This is a genomic window from Actinomadura harenae (assembly GCF_003696215.1).
GTDB classification, from domain to species: Bacteria; Actinomycetota; Actinomycetes; order Streptosporangiales; family Streptosporangiaceae; genus Spirillospora; species Spirillospora harenae.
This window is the reverse complement of record NZ_RFFG01000071.1, coordinates 12,681-30,613: the sequence shown is the minus strand read 5'-3', so window position 1 is coordinate 30,613 and position 17,933 is coordinate 12,681. Positions and strand designations below refer to the sequence as shown.

17 protein-coding genes are annotated in these 17,933 nt (G+C 73.0%); 4 read left to right on the top strand and 13 right to left on the bottom strand.

Annotated features, from left to right (window positions below; all coding sequences use genetic code 11):
* The first annotated feature begins 4 nt into the window (after positions 1–4).
* Positions 5–1,183: a methyltransferase domain-containing protein gene (locus EBO15_RS30320; RefSeq protein ID WP_233616536.1), complete on the top strand. Its 1,179-nt coding sequence runs from the start codon at positions 5–7 to the stop codon at positions 1,181–1,183.
* Positions 1,184–1,245: 62 nt separating this feature from the next.
* On the opposite strand, the gene EBO15_RS30315 is transcribed toward EBO15_RS30320, so the two are convergent.
* From EBO15_RS30315 to EBO15_RS30265, 11 genes are all read right to left on the bottom strand, one after another.
* Entirely contained in the window at positions 1,246–1,713 is a 468-nt protein-coding gene (locus EBO15_RS30315) for a Dps family protein (protein ID WP_122197888.1), read from the bottom strand.
* A gap of 169 nt (positions 1,714–1,882) precedes the next feature.
* Entirely contained in the window at positions 1,883–2,239 is a 357-nt protein-coding gene (locus EBO15_RS30310; RefSeq protein WP_122197887.1) for a helix-turn-helix domain-containing protein, read from the bottom strand.
* Positions 2,240–2,350: 111 nt separating this feature from the next.
* Positions 2,351–3,649, bottom strand: coding sequence for a CinA family nicotinamide mononucleotide deamidase-related protein (locus tag EBO15_RS30305; RefSeq protein ID WP_233616535.1), 1,299 nt, complete (start codon positions 3,647–3,649; stop codon positions 2,351–2,353).
* An 86-nt stretch (positions 3,650–3,735) separates the two neighbouring features.
* Positions 3,736–4,338, bottom strand: coding sequence for a CDP-diacylglycerol--glycerol-3-phosphate 3-phosphatidyltransferase (pgsA, locus tag EBO15_RS30300; RefSeq protein ID WP_122197886.1), 603 nt, complete (start codon positions 4,336–4,338; stop codon positions 3,736–3,738).
* Entirely contained in the window at positions 4,335–5,786 is a 1,452-nt protein-coding gene (gene rimO / locus EBO15_RS30295) for a 30S ribosomal protein S12 methylthiotransferase RimO (protein ID WP_122197885.1), read from the bottom strand. Before rimO ends, pgsA begins: the two co-directional genes overlap by 4 nt.
* Before the next feature lie 157 nt (positions 5,787–5,943).
* The gene (locus EBO15_RS30290) at positions 5,944–6,711 is read right to left on the bottom strand and encodes a helix-turn-helix domain-containing protein (protein WP_122197884.1); all 768 of its coding nucleotides are present in this window, start codon (positions 6,709–6,711) and stop codon (positions 5,944–5,946) included.
* A gap of 275 nt (positions 6,712–6,986) precedes the next feature.
* A complete protein-coding gene (locus EBO15_RS30285; protein WP_122197883.1) occupies positions 6,987–9,656 on the bottom strand; it encodes an FtsK/SpoIIIE family DNA translocase in 2,670 nt (889 codons plus the stop codon).
* A gap of 218 nt (positions 9,657–9,874) precedes the next feature.
* Positions 9,875–11,563 (bottom strand): ribonuclease J, encoded by a 1,689-nt coding sequence (locus EBO15_RS30280; RefSeq protein WP_122197882.1) that lies wholly within the window; start codon positions 11,561–11,563, stop codon positions 9,875–9,877.
* Positions 11,560–12,483 (bottom strand): 4-hydroxy-tetrahydrodipicolinate synthase, encoded by a 924-nt coding sequence (gene dapA / locus EBO15_RS30275; protein ID WP_122197881.1) that lies wholly within the window; start codon positions 12,481–12,483, stop codon positions 11,560–11,562. Before dapA ends, EBO15_RS30280 begins: the two co-directional genes overlap by 4 nt.
* A 248-nt stretch (positions 12,484–12,731) precedes the next feature.
* Positions 12,732–12,947: a hypothetical protein gene (locus EBO15_RS30270; protein WP_147481721.1), complete on the bottom strand. Its 216-nt coding sequence runs from the start codon at positions 12,945–12,947 to the stop codon at positions 12,732–12,734.
* A 145-nt stretch (positions 12,948–13,092) separates the two neighbouring features.
* Positions 13,093–14,082: a glycoside hydrolase family 18 protein gene (locus EBO15_RS30265; RefSeq protein WP_233616534.1), complete on the bottom strand. Its 990-nt coding sequence runs from the start codon at positions 14,080–14,082 to the stop codon at positions 13,093–13,095.
* A 146-nt stretch (positions 14,083–14,228) separates the two neighbouring features.
* Here EBO15_RS30265 and EBO15_RS30260 point away from each other — a divergent pair, with 146 nt between their 5' ends.
* Positions 14,229–14,417 carry a hypothetical protein gene (locus tag EBO15_RS30260; RefSeq protein ID WP_122197879.1) on the top strand — a complete coding sequence of 63 codons (189 nt, stop codon included), beginning with the start codon at positions 14,229–14,231 and terminating at the stop codon, positions 14,415–14,417.
* Here the strand turns inward: EBO15_RS30260 and EBO15_RS30255 are convergent.
* On the bottom strand, positions 14,386–15,396 hold the full coding sequence (locus EBO15_RS30255) for a DMT family transporter (protein WP_122197878.1): 1,011 nt from the start codon (positions 15,394–15,396) through the stop codon (positions 14,386–14,388). The genes EBO15_RS30260 and EBO15_RS30255 overlap by 32 nt on opposite strands.
* Between EBO15_RS30255 and EBO15_RS30250 the strand changes: the two genes are divergently transcribed.
* The gene (locus EBO15_RS30250) at positions 15,395–16,789 is read left to right on the top strand and encodes an aminotransferase-like domain-containing protein (RefSeq protein ID WP_122197877.1); all 1,395 of its coding nucleotides are present in this window, start codon (positions 15,395–15,397) and stop codon (positions 16,787–16,789) included. The two genes, EBO15_RS30255 and EBO15_RS30250, sit on opposite strands and share 2 nt — an antisense overlap.
* Positions 16,790–16,812: 23 nt before the next feature.
* On the opposite strand, the gene EBO15_RS30245 is transcribed toward EBO15_RS30250, so the two are convergent.
* On the bottom strand, positions 16,813–17,157 hold the full coding sequence (locus EBO15_RS30245; protein WP_122197876.1) for a VOC family protein: 345 nt from the start codon (positions 17,155–17,157) through the stop codon (positions 16,813–16,815).
* A 124-nt stretch (positions 17,158–17,281) separates the two neighbouring features.
* Between EBO15_RS30245 and EBO15_RS30240 the strand changes: the two genes are divergently transcribed.
* Positions 17,282–17,917, top strand: coding sequence for a CGNR zinc finger domain-containing protein (locus tag EBO15_RS30240; protein WP_122197875.1), 636 nt, complete (start codon positions 17,282–17,284; stop codon positions 17,915–17,917).
* Positions 17,918–17,933: the final 16 nt, after the last annotated feature.

The following is a 17,933-nucleotide window of genomic DNA, read 5'->3' as shown; positions in this document are numbered from 1 at the left end:
GAGGGTGAACGGCACCGACGACCCGGACGTGACCACCAGGATCGACCGGCTGGCGGACGAGCTGACCGCGCGCGGCAGGCTCACCGACCCGCGCTGGCGGGAGGCGCTGCACGCCGTGCCCCGGCACCGGTTCGTCCCGCCGGCCGCCTGGGCGGTCCCGGACCGGCCCGGCGGCACCGGCTTCCGCGTCGACCGCGACGCCGACCCCGCCGCCTGGTGGGACGCGGTGTACGCCGACACCGCGATCGCGACGCAGGTGGACGAGGGCGCGGGCGACCCGGCCGAGCCCGCCGGGGCGTGGACGTCGTCCTGCTCGGCGCCCGGCGTCGTGTGCGCGTTCCTGGAACTGCTGCGCCCGCTCGCCCACCACCGGGTGCTGGAGATCGGCACCGGCTCCGGCTGGACGGCGGGCCTGCTCACCGCGCGGCTCGGGCCGGGGCTGGTGACGTCCGTGGAGATCGACGAGGCGCTCGCCGCCCGCGCCGCCGCCAACCTCGCCTCGCTGAGCCTGTCGCCCCGCCTCGTCGTGGGCGACGGCGCTGCGGGCGACGCGTCCGGCGCTCCCTACGACCGCGTCCACGTCACCTGCGGCGTCGACCGGGTGCCGCCCGCGTGGGCCGCGCAGACCCGGCCGGGCGGGGTGATCGTCCTGCCCTGGTCGCCGGGCTGGGGCATCGGGCACCTCGCCGTCCTGGCCGTCACGGCGGACGGCGCCGCCCTCGGACGCCTCGCCGGCCCGGCCGGGTTCATGATGCTCCGCTCCCAGCGCCGCCCCTTCGGGCCGCCCCGGACGGGCGTCACCGACCCGAGGTCCATCGCGTCCGCCACCCGCACCGACCCGCGCGGCCTGCTCGGCGCGTCCCCCGGCGCGGAGGTCGCGATCGCCGCGCTCGTCCCGGACGTCCGCGCCCACGTCGAGATCGCCGTGGACGGCTCGTCCCGCTTCTGGGCCGTCGAGAACCGCGCCGACGACCCCGCGTGGGCATCCGTGGAATACCTGCCGGGACGTGCCGAATACCCCGTCCACCAGTACGGCGACCGCCGCCTATGGGACGAGGTCGAGGCCGCCTACCAGCACTGGATCGCCTGGGGACGCCCCGACCGCGACCGTTTCGGCCTCACCGTCGCCCCGTCCGGCCAGCAGATCTGGCTGGACCGCCCCGACCAGCCCCTGGCCCTCTGACGTCCCCGCACACACAGAACCCCACCCCGGGCATCCGGGATGGGGTTCGGTTCTCCGAGACGTCAGGCCTGCGCCCGGAACATCCAGTGCTGCTTCTCGAGGTCGGCGGTGATGCCGATCAGGAGGTCCTGGGTGACCGGGTCGGGCTCGCCGGTCGCCGCGATACGGCCGCGGAACCGTCCGATGATCTCGAACAGGGCGTCGGCCACGGCGGCGACGACCTTGTCGTCGGCAAGGTCACCGGGCTCGAGCTGCTGGATCTCGGTGCGGTCCGCGACGGTGCGGGACCGTCCGTCCGGGTTCACGCCGATCGCGACCGCGCGCTCGGCGACGTCGTCCTGCGCCTGCCGGGCCAGGTCGACGATCTCGTCCAGGTGCTCGTGCACCACCTTGAAGCGCGGCCCGACCAGGTTCCAGTGCGCCTGCTTGGCGTACAGGGAGAGGTCGACCAGGTCGACCAGCGCGCCCTGCAGGGCCTCGCCGGTGACCGTCCTCGCGGTCTCGGAAAGGGGGCTCTTCACCACGGCCATCCTGAGCTCCTTCCGTGTGGCACGATCCGATGATCGTTACAACACGGAGACCCGCCCCGGCATGCCGTTCCCGGGAGTGAGCCGTGGCACATCCCGGGATCGGAAGCGTGGCGGGCACGGGTGATCACGGCGGGGCGACCACGGGGGCGGTCGCCGTTCCGGACCACCGTCAGGCGGCCACCATGTCGGCCCGGAACTCGCCCGCGATCTCCTCCGGCGAATCCGGCACCGTGTCGGTGGTGATCCGCTCGTGCTGCGGCGGCGGGCCGGCCATGACCGGCTCGTGCTGGAGTTCGGCCAGCGCCAGCTGGTCGGCCACCTCGCGCAGAACGTGGCTGAGCGGCACTCCCAGGGCCTTGCAGATCGAGGACAGCAGCTCGGAGGACGCCTCCTTCTGCCCTCGCTCCACCTCGGACAGGTAGCCCAGCGACACCCGGGCCGCCGCCGACACCTCGCGGAGGGTGCGCCCCTGGCGCAGCCGCAGCGCCCGCAGGACGTCACCGAGCAGGCTGCGAAGCAGGACCATCGTCTCGCTCCCTCCCTCAGTTCGGACCATCTGCCGGTTCCACCGTACCCGCCCGGAGCGCGGCCGTGGCAGACCGTCGATTTCGTGTTCGCTCGGAACGTAACGCTGTAATCAGCCCGACTCTTCCCGATCTTTCTGAGCGTCCTCGGCCCCGGGCTCCGCGTCAAGTCCGAGCAGGACGCGACGCAGCAGGTCAAGGGCGTGCACCACGGTCATGCGGCGCAGCGCGGCCCGGCTCTCCTCCCCCGTCCCGGGCACGGGGAGTCGCGGGCGGGTGACGCAGAACGCTTTTCCGGGTCCGGCCACCGACACATAGACCGTTCCGACCGGACGGCCATCCTGAGGTTCCGGTCCGGCCACACCGGTCACCGCGACGCCGTACACGGCGCCGAGGCGGTCCCGGACCCCCTCGGCCATCTGCCGGGCCACGTCCGGATGGACGGCCCCCTCCTTGGCGAGCAGGGCCTCGTCCACACCGAGCAGCCGGTGCTTGAGCTCGGTCGCGTACGAGACCACGCCGCCCAGATAGGTCGCGGACGATCCGGGCATCTTGGTCAGCTCCGCGCCGATCAGCCCGCCCGTGAGCGACTCGGCCGTCGCGACCGTCGCGCCCCGCTCGGCCAGCAGCCGGTGGACGACCCGGTCGAGCGTCTCGTCCTCGGCGCCGTAGAGCGCGTCGCCGAGAAGCTCGCGCACCTGCGCCTCGGCCTCACCGAGCAGCTCGGACGGTTTCTCCCCCGCCGCCGTGACGCGCACCCGCACCTCTGACCGGTCGGGCAGATACGCGAGTGTCACCCCCGGCATGGCCTCGACGGAGGCGAGCCGCGCGGCGACGACCGACTCCCACAGACCGGCCGTGCGCAGCGTGCGGCGCGCCACCGCGGGCAGTCCCGCGCGCTCGGCCAGCTCCGGCAGGACGACCTCGTCCATGATCGTGCGCATCTCGAACGGGACGCCGGGCAGCGCGTACACGGGACCATCGGGCAGTTCCACCCGCAGGCCCGGCGCGCTCCCCGCCGAGTTCGCCAGAACGCGGGCGCCCTCCGGGACGTCCGCCATGCGCAGCGCCATCGGCTGCAGCGTGCGCCCGGCCGCGGCGACCCGCTCGCGCAGCCGCCGCTCCAGCTCCGGATCGCGGACGAGCGCGACCCCGGCCGCCGCCGCCAGCGCGTCCCGGGTCAGGTCGTCGGACGTCGGCCCGAGCCCCCCGGTCGTGATCACCGCGTCGGCGCGCCCCAGAGCCTCGCCGACGGCCTGGATGATCTCGTCCAGCCCGTCGCCCACGACGACGCCGCGCGTGACCTCCACGCCCCGCTCGGCGAGCCTGCGGCCCAGCCAGGCCGCGTTGCCGTTGATGGTGTCGCCGAGCAGCAGCTCGTCCCCGACCGTCAGCAGTTCCACTCGCAGCACGGCCCCGTCCCCTTCCGTCCGCACAGCAACCTACCGCCCGCCGCCGACAGTCCCGCGCGGGGCCGCGGGGCCTCGCGCGACCCGCCTCAGCGGCCGAGGGCCGACCTGCGCAGGCGCCAGGCATGGAAGAGGTAGTCCACGCCGGTCACGACCGTGACGATCAGCGCGGCGGCCATCGTGACCCACGCGACCGGCTGGAGGAACCCCGGCAGCGGCAGGACGTACAGGCCGATCGCGAGGATCTGCAGGGTGGTCTTGAGCTTCCCGCCCTTGCTGGCCGGGATCACCCCGTACCGGATCACCACGAACCGCAGCAGCGTGATCCCGATCTCCCGGACCAGGATGGCGATGGTCACCCACCACCACAGCTGCCCGAGCACCGACAGGGCGACCAGCGCGGCGCCGGTCAGCGCCTTGTCGGCGATCGGGTCGGCGATCTTCCCGAAGTCGGTGACCAGGTTCCGCTTGCGGGCCAGGTCCCCGTCGATCTTGTCGGTGACGGACGCGGCCGCGAACACCGCGAACGCGCCGAGCCGCCAGGCCGTGGTGTCCTTGAGCAGCAGCCAGACGAACAGCGGCACCAGCAGGATGCGCACCATCGTGAGCAGGTTCGCGATGTTGTAGACGCTCGCGGGCGGCGGCGGCGGGGACGGCGGCTCGGCCACCGGCCCCGGCGCGCCGGAGGTCATGAGAGTTCCGCCACGAGATCCACGCCGTCGCTGTCCACCACGGTCGCGGTGACGAACTCGCCGAGGGTGAGCCCCTCGCCCCGGACGAGCACCATGCCGTCCACCTCGGGGGCCTGGTGCTCGGCGCGGCCCTCGTAGCCGTCGTCGGTCCTCTCCTCCACCAGGACGGAGATCTCGGTGCCGATCCGGTCCTCGGCGCGCTGGGCGGTCAGCTCCTCGGCCAGCGCGGAGACCTCCTCCACGCGGCGGGCGACCTCGGCCGGGTCGTGCTTGCCGTCGAGGGTGGCGGCCTCGGTGCCGTCCTCGTCGGAGTAGCCGAACACGCCGATGGCGTCGAGCCGGGCGTCGGTGAGGAAGGCCATCAGCTCGTCCAGGTCCTCCTCGGTCTCGCCGGGGAACCCGACGATGAAGTTGGACCGGACGCCCGCCTCGGGCGCCAGCTCGCGCACGCGCGTCAGCAGGTCGAGGAACCGCTCGCGGTCGCCGAAACGGCGCATCGAGCGCAGGACGGACCCGGAGGCGTGCTGGAACGACAGGTCGAAGTACCGCGCGACGCCGGGCGTCTGGCACAGGACCTCGAGCAGCCCCGGGCGGAGCTCGGCGGGCTGGAGGTAGGACGCGCGCACGCGCTCGATGCCGTCCACGGCCGCCAGCTGCGGCAGCAGCTTCTCCAGCGCGCGCAGGTCGCCCAGGTCCTTGCCGTAGGACGTGGAGTTCTCCGAGACCAGGACCAGCTCGCGGACGTCGTGCCCGGAGAGCCAGCGGGCCTCCTCCAGCACCTCGGCCGGGTTCCGCGACACGTAGGCGCCGCGGAACGCGGGGATCGCGCAGAAGGTGCAGCGGCGGTCGCAGCCGGACGCCAGCTTCAGCGGCGCGACCGGCCCTCCGCCGAGGCGGCGGCGCAGCACGCGGGGCCCGGACGCCGGGGCGACGCCGTCCGGAAGGTCCGTCGGGGCGTCCAGGCCGGGGTTCACGTCGTGATCATGCCCCGCGCCGTGCCCGGGAATCGCCACGGACTGACGGGAACCGGACCGCTCCACGGGCGAGATCGGCAGCAGGGTGCGGCGGTCGCGCGGCTTGTGGGCCTCGTGCCGGCGCCCGGCCATCACGTCGTCCAGCCGCTCGCCGATCCCGGCGTAGTCGTCGAAGCCCAGCACCGCGTCGGCCTCGGGCAGCGCCGCGGCCAGCTCCGCGCCGTACCGCTCGGCCATGCACCCGGCGGCGACGACCTTCGCGCCGGAGTCCTTCGCGGCGAGCAGGGTGTCGATGGAGTCCTTCTTGGCCGCGTCGATGAACCCGCAGGTGTTCACCACGACCACGTCGGCGCCGTCGGAGCTGTCGGACAGATCCCAGCCCGCGCCCTCGATCCGGGCGGCGAGCTCTTCGGAGTCGACCTCGTTCCGGGCGCATCCGAGCGTGACGAGCGAGACCTTGCGGCTAGTGGACATGCATCCAAAGGTAGTGGGCGCCGAGCCCTCACCGGACCACGGGGATCCCCGGTTCCGCCCGGTCCGCCCTGGGATGTTCCGGTCCGCCGCCGGGCGGCCGCCGAGCGTGGCGAACGCCACTCCCGGCGCCCGGAGATCGTCTCGCCGGGCCCGCCGGTCAGGTGGGCTGCCGGTCCTGCGGCTTCGGGTCGGCCGGGGTGAACTTCAGCGTCATCACGTTCCCGTCGGTGCCGGGCGAGCCGATGTCCTGGCCGTTCACCGTCAGCCGGACGGTGCCGCCGTTCCCGATCACGATGCTGATCACCTTGTGCGCCGACCAGTGCCGGGCGGCCCCGGCCGCCAGGGTGCCGGTGTACAGCGACCGGCCCTTGTCGCCCCGGACGTCCACCCAGGTCGCCCGGCGCGCCTTCAGCCTGACCTGGACGCCCTTGTGCGGCTTCCCGGACGGCGAGGGCGACGCCGTGGACGGCCCGGCCGCCGGCATGCTGGGCTTCGGCGGGGCGGGCGTCCCCGCGACCTGCTGGGCGGCGTGGTGCTCGCCGCCGCCCCGGTGCAGCACCTGGAAGATCCCGTATCCGACGACGAGGACCAGCGCGAGCGCCATCGCGGCCGTCCAGTTCGGGGAGCGTCGCCCCCGCAGCGCGACCTGCTGGTCGGGCTCGAAGACCGCCACCGCGGACGCGGGCTGCGGCGCGCCGCCGTGCGCCTCGTCGAACTCCTGGACGAGCGGCTCGGGGTCGATGCCGATCACCCGCGCGATGCTCCGGATGTGCCCGCGGGCGTAGAAGTTGCCGCCGCACGGGGAGAAGTCGTCGTGCTCGATGGCGCGGACGACCGACTCCCTGACCCGGGTGCGCAGGCTCACCTCCGTCAGGGTGAGCCCGGCCTGCTCGCGCTCCCTCGCCAAGGTCTCACCGATGCTCACGCGAGCCTCCCTCAGAGCGCGCCGCCGGGCGACCGTCCCACCGTGCCGGAGCTTCCAGTCTAGGAACCGCCATGCCGGTGGGGCGATGGTCAACACTTGGGAAACGAGGCAAGATTTCGCATCAATCCGTCCATGCCCCGGCCATCGGCCGCCACCGTTCACGGCCACTTCTACCCCCGCGCAAGTGGATCATGCGCCGTGGAGCGAACCGGACACACGACGCACCGGGGCACACGCGGGCGCACCGTCCCCTCCCGGTGGACCGGGCACCGGCGTCAGGCGCCGCCCCGGACGTCGGCGAGGACCCCGGCGAGCTCGTCCGGCTTCACCAGGACGTCGCGCGCCTTGGACCCCTCGCTCGGGCCCACGATGCTGCGGCTCTCCATCAGGTCCATGAGCCGGCCCGCCTTGGCGAACCCGACCCGCAGCTTGCGCTGGAGCATGGACGTCGACCCGAACTGCGTGGTCACGACGAGCTCGACGGCCTGGACGAGCAGGTCCATGTCGTCGCCGATGTCCTCGTCGATCTCCTTCTTCGGGCCGGACGCGGCGGCGACGTCCTCGCGGTAGACCGCCTCCATCTGCGCCTTGCAGTGCTCGACGATCGCGTGGATCTCCTTCTCGGAGACGTACGCGTTCTGGAGCCGCATCGGCTTGCTCGCGCCCATCGGCAGGAACAGCGCGTCGCCCTGCCCGACCAGCTTCTCCGCGCCGGGCTGGTCGAGGATGACCCGGCTGTCGGCGAGCGAGGACGTCGCGAACGCCAGCCGGGACGGCACGTTCGCCTTGATCAGGCCGGTCACCACGTCCACCGAGGGCCGCTGCGTCGCCAGCACCAGGTGGATCCCGGCGGCGCGGGCCAGCTGGGTGATCCGGACGACCGAGTCCTCCACGTCGCGGGGCGCGACCATCATCAGGTCGGCCAGCTCGTCGACGATCACCAGCATGTACGGGTAGGGCGTGTAGACGCGCTCGCTGCCGGGCGGCGCGGTCAGCTTGCCCGCGCGGACCGCCTTGTTGAAGTCGTCCACGTGCCGGAACCCGGACGCCGCCAGGTCGTCGTAGCGGCGGTCCATCTCGCCGACCACCCAGTCCAGGGCCTCGGCGGCCTTCTTGGGATTGGTGATGATCGGCGTGATCAGGTGCGGAATGCCCTGGTACATGGTCAGCTCGACCCGCTTGGGGTCGACCAGGATCATCCGGACCTCGTCCGGCGTGGCCCGCATCATGACCGAGGTGATCAGCCCGTTGATGCACGTCGACTTGCCCGCACCGGTCGCGCCCGCGATGAGGATGTGCGGCATCTTCGCCAGGTTCGCCACCACCGTGCGGCCCTCGACGTCCTTGCCCAGGCCCACGACCATCGGATGGTGCTCGTTGGTCGCGGCGGGCGAACGCAGCACGTCACCGAGGCTGACGATGTCCTTGTCCACGTTCGGGATCTCGACCCCGATCGCTGACTTGCCGGGGATCGGGGAGATGATCCGGACCTCGGCGGACTTGACCGCGTAGGCGATGTTCTTGGTCAGCGCGGTGATCTTCTCGACCTTCACCGCCGGGCCGAGCTCGATCTCGTACCGGGTGATCGTCGGGCCCCGGGTGAACCCGGTGACCTGCGCGTCGATGTTGAACTGCTCGAGCACCTCGGTGAGCGAGGCGACGACCGTGTCGTTGGCCTTGGTGCGCGGCTTGGCGACGCTGCCGGGCCGGAGGGTCGCCGGGTCGGGCAGCTCGTAGATCTCGCCGGACGACGACAGCGGCAGCTGCTCGGTGCGGGCCGGGGCGGGCGTCGGATCCGGGACGTCGGGGCCGTCCGGGACGTCCGGGGGCGTGTCGGCCGGAAGGAACTCCTCGGGGACGTCGTCCTCGGGGAGCGGCGGGGGCGGGACGTCGTCCACGCCCTCGGCGCCGAGCGGATCCGAGCCGAACAACTCGTCGGCGAGGTCGCCGCTCTTGCGGGGCTTGCCCTTCTTGGCGGCCTTGTCGTCGAGGACGGGCGTGTCGTACGGCCGGGAGTGCTCCCCGAGCTCGATGCCCTCCTCCTCGTCCTCGTCCTTCTTCCTGCGGCGGCGCTTGGGCTTGCCGTCCTCGTCGGCCGCCTCGTCCTCGCGGGCCGGACGGCCCTGGAGCGTCGCGAGCGCCCACAGCTCGGCCAGCCGGTCCGGGACGCGGGCGATCGGCGTCGCCGTCACCACCAGGAGCCCGAACGCCGACAGCAGGAGCAGCAGCGGGACCGCGACCCACGCCGACAGCGTCGCCCGGATCGGGGCGGCGACCAGCCAGCCGATCACGCCGCCCGCGCCGCGCACCCCGGCCATGTCGTGCGCGGGCGCCGGGTGGCCGGACGCGATGTGGACGATGCCGAGCACGCCGACGCCGAGCGCCGTCATGCCGATGACGATGCGCCCGGTGTCCTCGTTGTGCTCGGGGTGGCGCAGCGTCCGCCAGGCGAGGACGGCGAGCACCACGGGCAGCGCCATGGCGAGGACGCCGAGCGCGCCCCGCACGACCCGCTCGATCGCGACCGTGACGACGCCCTCCGGCGTCCACCACAGCACGGAGGCGAGCACGATCGACGCGCCGAGCAGCGCGAGGCCGAGCCCGTCCCGGCGGTGTTGCTCGTCCAAGTCACGCGCTCCGTTCCCGTAGGCGCGGAAGACCGATCCGACCGCCACGGCGGCCAGATGGTAGAGCTTGAACAGCAACTTGAACAGGCCGAGCACGAGCTGGGGGATCGGATCCGGCTGACTGGGCTGGTTGCGCGCCTGGGAGCGGCCCTTGCCGGACCCCTGCCTGGGCTTGCGCTGCGCGGGCGGCCTCCCGCCCGGCGACCTGCCCCCGGACTGCCGTCCCTGCCCTCCGCCGGACCCGCCGGACCCGCCGCCGTTCCCGGAACGCGAGGACGACGAAGCGGTCTTCGCTCCCCCGGGCGGACGTGTGGCCATGGTGCAGAGATTAACCAAGTCCGACCGGCGTTCCCAGGATCGCTTCGGCGTGTCAGTGCGACCCGGGCAAACCCGATATGTCCAGCTGGACGGGCGCGTCCCGGGACGACACGCCGGGCGCACGGGGACGGGCGGTCGGCGCGGGCATGCGGGGCGGGCATGCGACGGCCCCGGGCCGGGGGTGCCGGGCCGGGGCCGTCGGGTGGTCGAGCGAGGCGTCAGACCTCGACGACGACCGGGATGATCATCGGGCGGCGACGGTAGGTGTCGCTGACCCACTTGCCGACGGTGCGGCGGATGATCTGGTTGATCTGGTGGTGGTCGTTGACGCCGTTGGAGGCGGCGTCGCGCAGGGCGTCCTCGAGGCGATCGATGATCACGTCGAAGTCCTCGTTGACGATGCCCGCGCCGCGGGCGTGGATCTCCGGCCCGGCGACCATCTTGCCGCTGCTGGAGTCGATCCCGATGACGATGGAGACGAAGCCCTCCTCGCCGAGGATCCGGCGGTCCTTCAGCGAGGTCTCGGTGACCTCGCCGACCGACAGCCCGTCCACGTAGACGTAGCCCGCGGGGACCGCGCCGACGATCTTGGCCTGGCCGTCCACCAGGTCGACGACCACGCCGTCCTCGGCGATGACGATGTTCTCGGCCGGGACGCCGGTCTGCGCGGCGAGCTTGGCGTGCGCCCGCAGGTGCCGCCACTCGCCGTGGATCGGCATGAAGTTGCCCGGCTTGGTCATGTTGAGGACGTACAGCAGCTCGCCCGCCGAGGCGTGCCCGGACACGTGCACCAGGGCGTTGCCCTTGTGCACGACGCGGGCGCCCCACCGGGTCAGCCCGTTGATCACCCGGTTGACCGAGGTCTCGTTGCCGGGGATCAGGGACGAGGCGAGCATGACGGTGTCGCGCTCGGTGATCCGGATCTGCTGGTGGTCGCGGGCGGCCATCCGGGACAGCGCCGACATCGGCTCGCCCTGCGACCCGGTGCAGATCAGCACCAGCTCGTGCGGCGGGACGGCGTCGAGGTCCTTGACGTCCACCATGATCTCTTCGGGGACGTCCAGGTAGCCGAGCTCACGGGCGACGCCCATGTTGCGGACCATGGACCGGCCGACGAAGCAGACCTTGCGGTTGTTGGCGACCGCGGCGTCCAGGACCTGCTGGACGCGGTGCACGTGCGAGGCGAAGCAGGCGACGATGAGCCGCTCCTCCGCGGTGCGGAACACCTCGTCCACGACCGGGCCGATGGCCCGCTCGCTGGTGACGAACCCGGGCACCTCGGCGTTGGTCGAGTCGGACATCAGCAGGTCGATGCCCTCGGCGCCGAGCCGCGCGAACCCCGGCAGGTCGGTCAGCCGGCCGTCCAGCGGGAGCTGGTCCATCTTGAAGTCGCCGGTCGCCAGGACGACGCCGGCGGGCGTCCGGATGGCCAGGGCGAGCGCGTCGGGGATCGAGTGGTTGACGGCGAGGAACTCGGCGTCGAACGGCCCGTACCCGTGCCGGTCGCCCTCCTTGACCTCCCGGAGCACCGGCCTGATCTTGTGCTCCTGGAGCTTGGCCGCCAGGAGCGCGAGGGTCAGCCGGGAGCCGACCAGCGGGATGTCCGGCCGCTCGCGCAGCAGGTAGGGAACGGCCCCGATGTGGTCCTCGTGGCCGTGCGTGAGGATGACCGCCTCGATGTCGTCCAGGCGGTCGCGGATGTAGTCGAAGTCGGGAAGGATCAGGTCGATCCCCGGCTGCTCGGTCTCCGGGAACAGGACGCCGCAGTCGACGATGAGCAGCCTGCCGGCGTACTCGAACACCGTCATGTTGCGGCCGATCTCCCCGAGGCCGCCCAGCGCGACGATGCGCAGTCCGTTCGCCGCGAGCCGCGGCGGGGCCGACAGTTCAGGGTGAGGATGGCTCAACTAATGACCTCCGGCACTTGCACTCCCCCAATGGTGAGGTCCTCTGCGAGGCGCGCCGCGAATTCGGAATCGGCCTCGGCCAACGGGGGTCGCAGCGCCCCACCCCCGGGCAGGCCCAACAGCTTCAGGGCGGCCTTGACGGCGATCGCGCCCTGGGTGCGGGTCATGATGGCGGTGACCACGGGTAGCAGCCGCCGGTGGATCTCCAGCGCGCGGCCGTGGTCTCCCGCTCTGTACGCGTCGATCATCTCATGCAGGTCGGCCCCGACGACATGCCCGACCACGCTGACGAACCCGGCCGCCCCCTGGGACAGCCAGGCGAGGTTCAGCGCGTCGTCGCCCGAGTAGAACACCAGGTCGGTGTTCGCCATGACCGTCGAGCCCGCGAACAGGTCGCCCTTGGCGTCCTTCACCGCGACGACACGCGGGTGGTCGGCGAGCCGGATCAGCGTGTCGGTCTCGATCGGCACCCCGGACCGGCCGGGGATGTCGTACAGCATCACGGGCAGGCCGGACGCGTCCGCGACCGCCCGGAAGTGCGCCAGCAGGCCGGCCTGCGGCGGCTTGTTGTAGTACGGGGTGACCACGAGCAGCGCGTCCGCTCCGGCGGCCTCGGCCTGCCGGGCCAGGTGGCGGCTGTGCTCGGTGTCGTTGGTCCCGGCACCGGCGACGACGGTGGCGCGGTCGCCCACGGCCTCGACCACGGCGCGCACCAGGCGCTCTTTCTCGGCGTCGCTGGTGGTGGGGGACTCTCCGGTGGTCCCGTTGACGACCAGGCCGTCATGGCGCTGCCGGTCGACCAGATGGGTCGCCAGGCGGGCGGCGCCGTCGTAGTCGACTCCGCCGTCCGGCAGGAACGGCGTGACCATCGCGGTCAGCATCCGCCCGAACGGCGCGTCACTCGTTGTGCTGGGTGCCATGCACCGAACGGTACCGTTCCGGCCACCCGGCTTGGACCCGCAGGTATGCCCCACGGCCGGATCGGGCGTGCGCGAAGGCGAAAGATCAGGTGCGCGGTGCGGCGGGCGTCCCTGGTCGCGGCGCCGGGCGGCGGGCGGATTCCCTGCGGGCGCCCGGGATGGAAGAAGCCGCCCGCCACACGCTCGGGGGTACGTGTGGTGGGCGGCCTCCCTCACACATCGCGGCACGCAAATGCCGCGTTACGGGGTCAGTCCGACCAAACGCGTCCTCGTCCGGCGAATTCGCGCGGGCCGAGTTCCCGCACCCGATGACGGAGCTCCTCGACGCTCTCGGCGCGGACGAGGTCGTTGCCGCGGACGGCCCACCACCGGCCGGATCCACCCCGGCCGAAGTGCCACCCGTCGAACTCGGAGGTCAGCTGGACCAGCCGGTCGCCGTCACGCGGGGTGTGCATGTCACTCATCGGCGTCCCCACTTTCCGTCACCATCAGCCAGTAGGCCGATACGCACGATGACTACCCCCGGAACGCCGCCCTATCCGGGGCTCTCCACCTGCGGGAACAGGCGTTTGGGAACGTGACCCGCGGGGTGGCGGAAGGGTTTTCCTTCTATGTCGCCGGAGTCAGCCAGTTCGCCCTGTAACGCGCCCATTGGGCGGGGCTCGTCGTCCAGTCCGCGTAGATCCCGACCCCGAACGGACGGCGCGGGGCCCGGGGCAGGTCGTCCACGCCGCGCCGGACGCCGCGGAGCGCGACCTCCAGGTTCTCCGCCCAGCCGGTCACCGGCCGGTACGTCGGGACGCCCATGAAGACCGTCGTCCGGTCGCCGATCAGGCGCAGGACCCGCTCGGTGTGGTGCGCGAAGTGCCATCCGGCGAGCGCCTGGGTGGGCATCTGGGTGTCGTAGGTCATGATCGCGACCTGGTCGGCCAGGTCCGCGACGTCCCGGAGGTACTTCTCGGTCGGACGCGGCGGGTAGCGGACGGTGCCGGTGCGCGAGGCCAGCGCTTTGAAAACGGGCTGAAGGCCGTCCTCGAGGGTGGGCTGTTCGAGGGCCGCCGAGACGAGCCGTCCGCGGGCGTGGGTCAGGTCGCGCGTGCGCGCGAGGAGCCGCAGGAACGCGGTGTCGTCGGGGTAGATCGGTTCGAAGTCGTAGTGGATTCCGGCGAATCCGAGGTCGAGGAGCGATGCGTCCGTCCGGAGGATCTCCTCCTGCACTCGCGCGTCGCCGATCTCGATGACACCCTTGCCCTCGACCTTGCGGATCTGCCCGAGGTACGCCTGCGCCCGGACGCCCGGCGCGTGCGCCTTCAAGGCATTGAGCAGGGCCGGAGCGTTCTTGTACTTGTCCGGCGGGATCGTCCCGTCGGCCTCGAACGGGCCCGCGTGGAAGTACACGTCGGTGATCCGGTTCTCGCGCAGCAGCTGCCCGAAGGCCCGGTACTCGGCGTCGGTGTGCGTCTCGCCGACCCACTGGTGCCGGGCCCACAGGGCGTTCGTCCCCGTTCCGGGCGCCCTGGGCTCGGGCTGCCACCAGGCCCAGGCGCCCGTCCCGGCCAGCAGCACCAGCCCGAGGGCGTAGGCCGTGAACCAGGTCACCCACCGCAAGATCCGCCGCATTTCGCCCATCATTCCCGATGGCCAGGCGACACGCCGCACCGATCCCACCAAGATCCAGTGACCGGGTGCACACTTCTGGTAGGCGACTCGGTAGGCGACCGGCTCCGATGAAGGAGGCGCAGGCCATGTCCACACGCTCCACGCGACGGCCCCGCGCCCGCGAGCCGCGCCCCCTTCTGACCACCAGAACCCTGCTCATCCTCACCCTGGCGGCGGGGTCGGCCGGAATCGCCGCCGCCTTCCCCGACACCGCCGTCCCGCTGACGCTGGCCGCGACGGTGATCACGCTGCTCGCCCAGATCGTCCGCGACTAGCCCGATCGCCCTGGCTCGATCGCCCGAGGCCGGGGGGCGTGCGGGGGCGCTGGGCGATGCGGGCGCGCTGGGTGAGGGCCACGCAGACCAGGACGACGACGGCGGTGAGGCCGGTCGTGGCGTCCACGGACTCGCCGAGCAGCAGCGCCGACCAGGTCAGGTTCAGGACGGGCTGGGTGAGCTGCACCTGGCTGGCGCGGGCGATCCCGGCGCGGCCGAGTCCCGCGTACCAGGCGAAGAAGCCCAGGTAGGCGGAGAAGACCGAGACGTAGGCGAAGCCCATGACCGAGTCGCCCGTCCAGCGCGGGTGGGTGGTCGCGAGGAGCCGGACGGTCACGGGGACGGACACGGGCGCGGCGAGGACGAGGCCCCAGGAGATCACGCGCCAGCCCGCCATCTCACGGGCGAGGCGCCCGCCCTCGCAGTACCCGATCGCCGCGGCGACCAGGGCCCCGAACAGCAGCAGATCCGCGGCGGTCACCCGGCCGCCCGCCCTCCCGAGCGCGAAAGCGGTGATGCACACAAGGCCGGTAGCACTCGCGGCCCAGAACGCCGGGGACGGCCGCTCCCCCGCGCGCACGACGGCGGCGACGGCCGTCGCGGCGGGCAGCAGCCCGATCACCACGGCCGCGTGCGCGGAGGACGACCCGTGGTCGAGCGCCAGCGTGCTCAGCACCGGGAACCCGAAGACGACCCCGCCGGCCACCGCGAGCAGCGCGGGAATCTGCCGCGCCGTCGGCGCCCATCGCTGCGGCGCGTCCTTCCTGGACAGGCGCGGATGGACGAGGAGGAGGGCGACGGCGGCGAGGACGGCCGCTACTCCGGAACGGCCGACGCCGATGAGGTACGGGTCGAGGCCGCGGAGGGCGAAGGCCGTGCTCGGGAGGGTGAACGAGAAGGTCAGGACGCCGAGGGCGGCGAGGCCGAGCCCTCCGGCCGTTATCGTCCTGGTGTCGGTAGCGCTATCCTTGTGCTTCATGCACCAGGATAGCAGTGCGCTTTCTCTCGCCGATCGGCTGCGCCCGGAGGTGAGGGCGCTCCGCCCCGGGGACCGCCTTCCGTCGAGCCGGGCCCTGGTGGAGCGCCACCGGGTCAGCCCGGTCACCGTGACGCGGGCGCTTTCACTCCTCGCGGCGGAAGGGCTGGTCGTCACGCGTCCGGGCAGCGGCGCGTACGCGGCCGAGAGACCGGAGCACGCGCCCGAGCCGTCCGACTTCGGGTGGCAGGCGGTGGCGCTCGGCGACCGGGTCGTCGATCCGTCCGGGGTCACGTGGCTGCTGACCCGTCCGCCCGAGGGAGCGGCCGTGCTCAGCGGCGGATACCTGCATCCGACGCTCCAACCGCTCCGCGCGCTGGCCACGGCCGCCGCCCGCGCAGCGCGCCGCCCGGACGTCTGGGAGGTCCCGCCGCTCGGAGGCGTCCCGGAGCTCCGCGCCTGGTACGCGCGGGCGCTCGGCGGAACGGTCGCGCCGTCCGACGTGCTGATCAGCAACGGCGGGCAGCAGTCGCTCACGACCGTGCTGCGGGCGATCGCGCCGCCCGGATCGACCATCCTCGTGGAATCACCGACGTACCTGGGCGTTCTCGCCGTCGCACGGACCTGCGGGCTGCACCCGGTGCCCGTCCCCGCGGACGAGCACGGCCTGCGGCCCGACCTGCTGGCCGAGGCGTTCGAGCAGACCGGGGCGCGCGTCCTGTACTTCCAGCCCGCCCACCAGAACCCCTCGGGCGCGACGCTGGCGGCCGGACGGCGCGCCGAGGTCATGGCGGCGGCGCGCGCGGCGGGCGCGTTCATCGTCGAGGACGACTACGCCCGCTACCTCGGGTTCGGGACGCCCACCCCGTCCCCGCTGGTCTCCGACGACCCGGACGGACGCGTCGTGCACATCGCGTCCCTGACCAAGGCCACCGCGCCGAGCCTGCGCGTCGCGGCGGTCGTCGCGCGGGGGCCGGTCGCCGAACGCGTCCGCTCGACCCAGCTCGTCGCGGAGTTCTTCCCGGCGCGGGTGCTCCAGGAGACGCTGCTGGAACTCGTCACCTCGCCGGGCTGGCCCCGCCACCTGCGGTCCGTCCACGCCGCCCTGCGCTCGCGCCGGGACGCGCTCGCCGCCGCCCTCGCCCGCGACCTCCCCGGCCTGGGCCACTCGCGGCCGGAGGGCTCAACGCACCTGTGGCTCCGCCTCCCGGACGGCACCGACGACGAGGCCCTGGCCCGCGACGCCCTTCGCGCGGGCGTCCTGGTCAGCGCGGGACGCCCGTTCTTCCCGGCCGAGCCCCCGGCGCCGTTCCTCCGCGTGAGCTACGGCTCGGCGGCGTCCGAGGCCGAGCTGGCGGAGGGCGTCCGCCGCCTGGCGACCGTCCTGCACTCCTGACCTGTTCGCTCTGTCCCCTGGGGTCAGCCCGCCGCGGGCAGGACGAGGCAGAACTCGTTGCCCTCCGGGTCCTGCCAGACCTCGTAGGTGCCGCTGTCCGCGCGGTTGACGAGCGTCGCGCCGAGCTCGCGGGTCCGCGCCCCGGCGGTCTCGGGGACGTCCAGGTCCAGGTGGAGCCGGTTCTTGACGGCCTTTCCCTCGGGGACGCCCTGGAGGCAGAGCCTCGGGCCGCCCTCGCTGAGCGGTTCGAGCTCGTACCAGTCGTCGCTCCGCTCGGTGACCTTCATGCCGAGCAGCGCGCCCCAGAACCCCGCCTGGGCCTCGAGGTCGTTGCAGTCGATCGCGATCGCGCGCACACGGGGGAACATCCTGACCACTCCTTCGTCGACACCGGCTAAAAGCCTATGCAGGTGTCTCGGAGCGCCGCAACCAGTGATCCGGGGACGGCGGTGTCGGCGCTGGTACCCTGCGAGGGAAGGCAGGAGAACCCCGATGACCGACACTTCCCGCGACGCGGCCGCGCTCCTGCGGGACTTCGTGAACACCCTGGACGTCGAGACCGGCTCCGACGAGATCGGCACGCCCGGCCGCCTCGTCGCCTGGCTGGGCGAGCACGACCTGGCCCCCGCCACGTCCGCCGCGTCCGCCGCCGATTTTGATCTCGCACGCGACCTGCGCGAAGGGCTGCGCGCGGCGATGCTCGACCACCACGGGCCGTCCCATCCGTCCGGGCCGCCGTTCCCGCCGGGGCTCGAGGACGCGTTCACCGCGCTCCCCCTCCGGGTCACCCTGGCCGAAGGGGCGCCCCGGCTCGTCCCCCTGAACGCCGGGACCGGGGCCCGCGCCGGACTCGCGCGGATCGCGGCGTCGATCATGGACGCCGTCGCGGACGGCACGTGGACCCGCCTCAAGGTCTGCCAGGAGAGCACCTGCCGCTGGGCGTTCCTCGACACGTCCAAGAACCGCTCGCGGGCCTGGTGCTCGATGCGGGTCTGCGGCAACCGGACCAAGACCCGCGCCTACCGCGCCCGCCTCCGCACCCCCGACCAGCCCGCCGACCGGCCCGCCGGCCCGCTCGTCGACCGGCCCGCCGGGCACGCCGCCGATCATGGGCCCGGGGAGCACTAGGCTGCTGGGCGGAGGT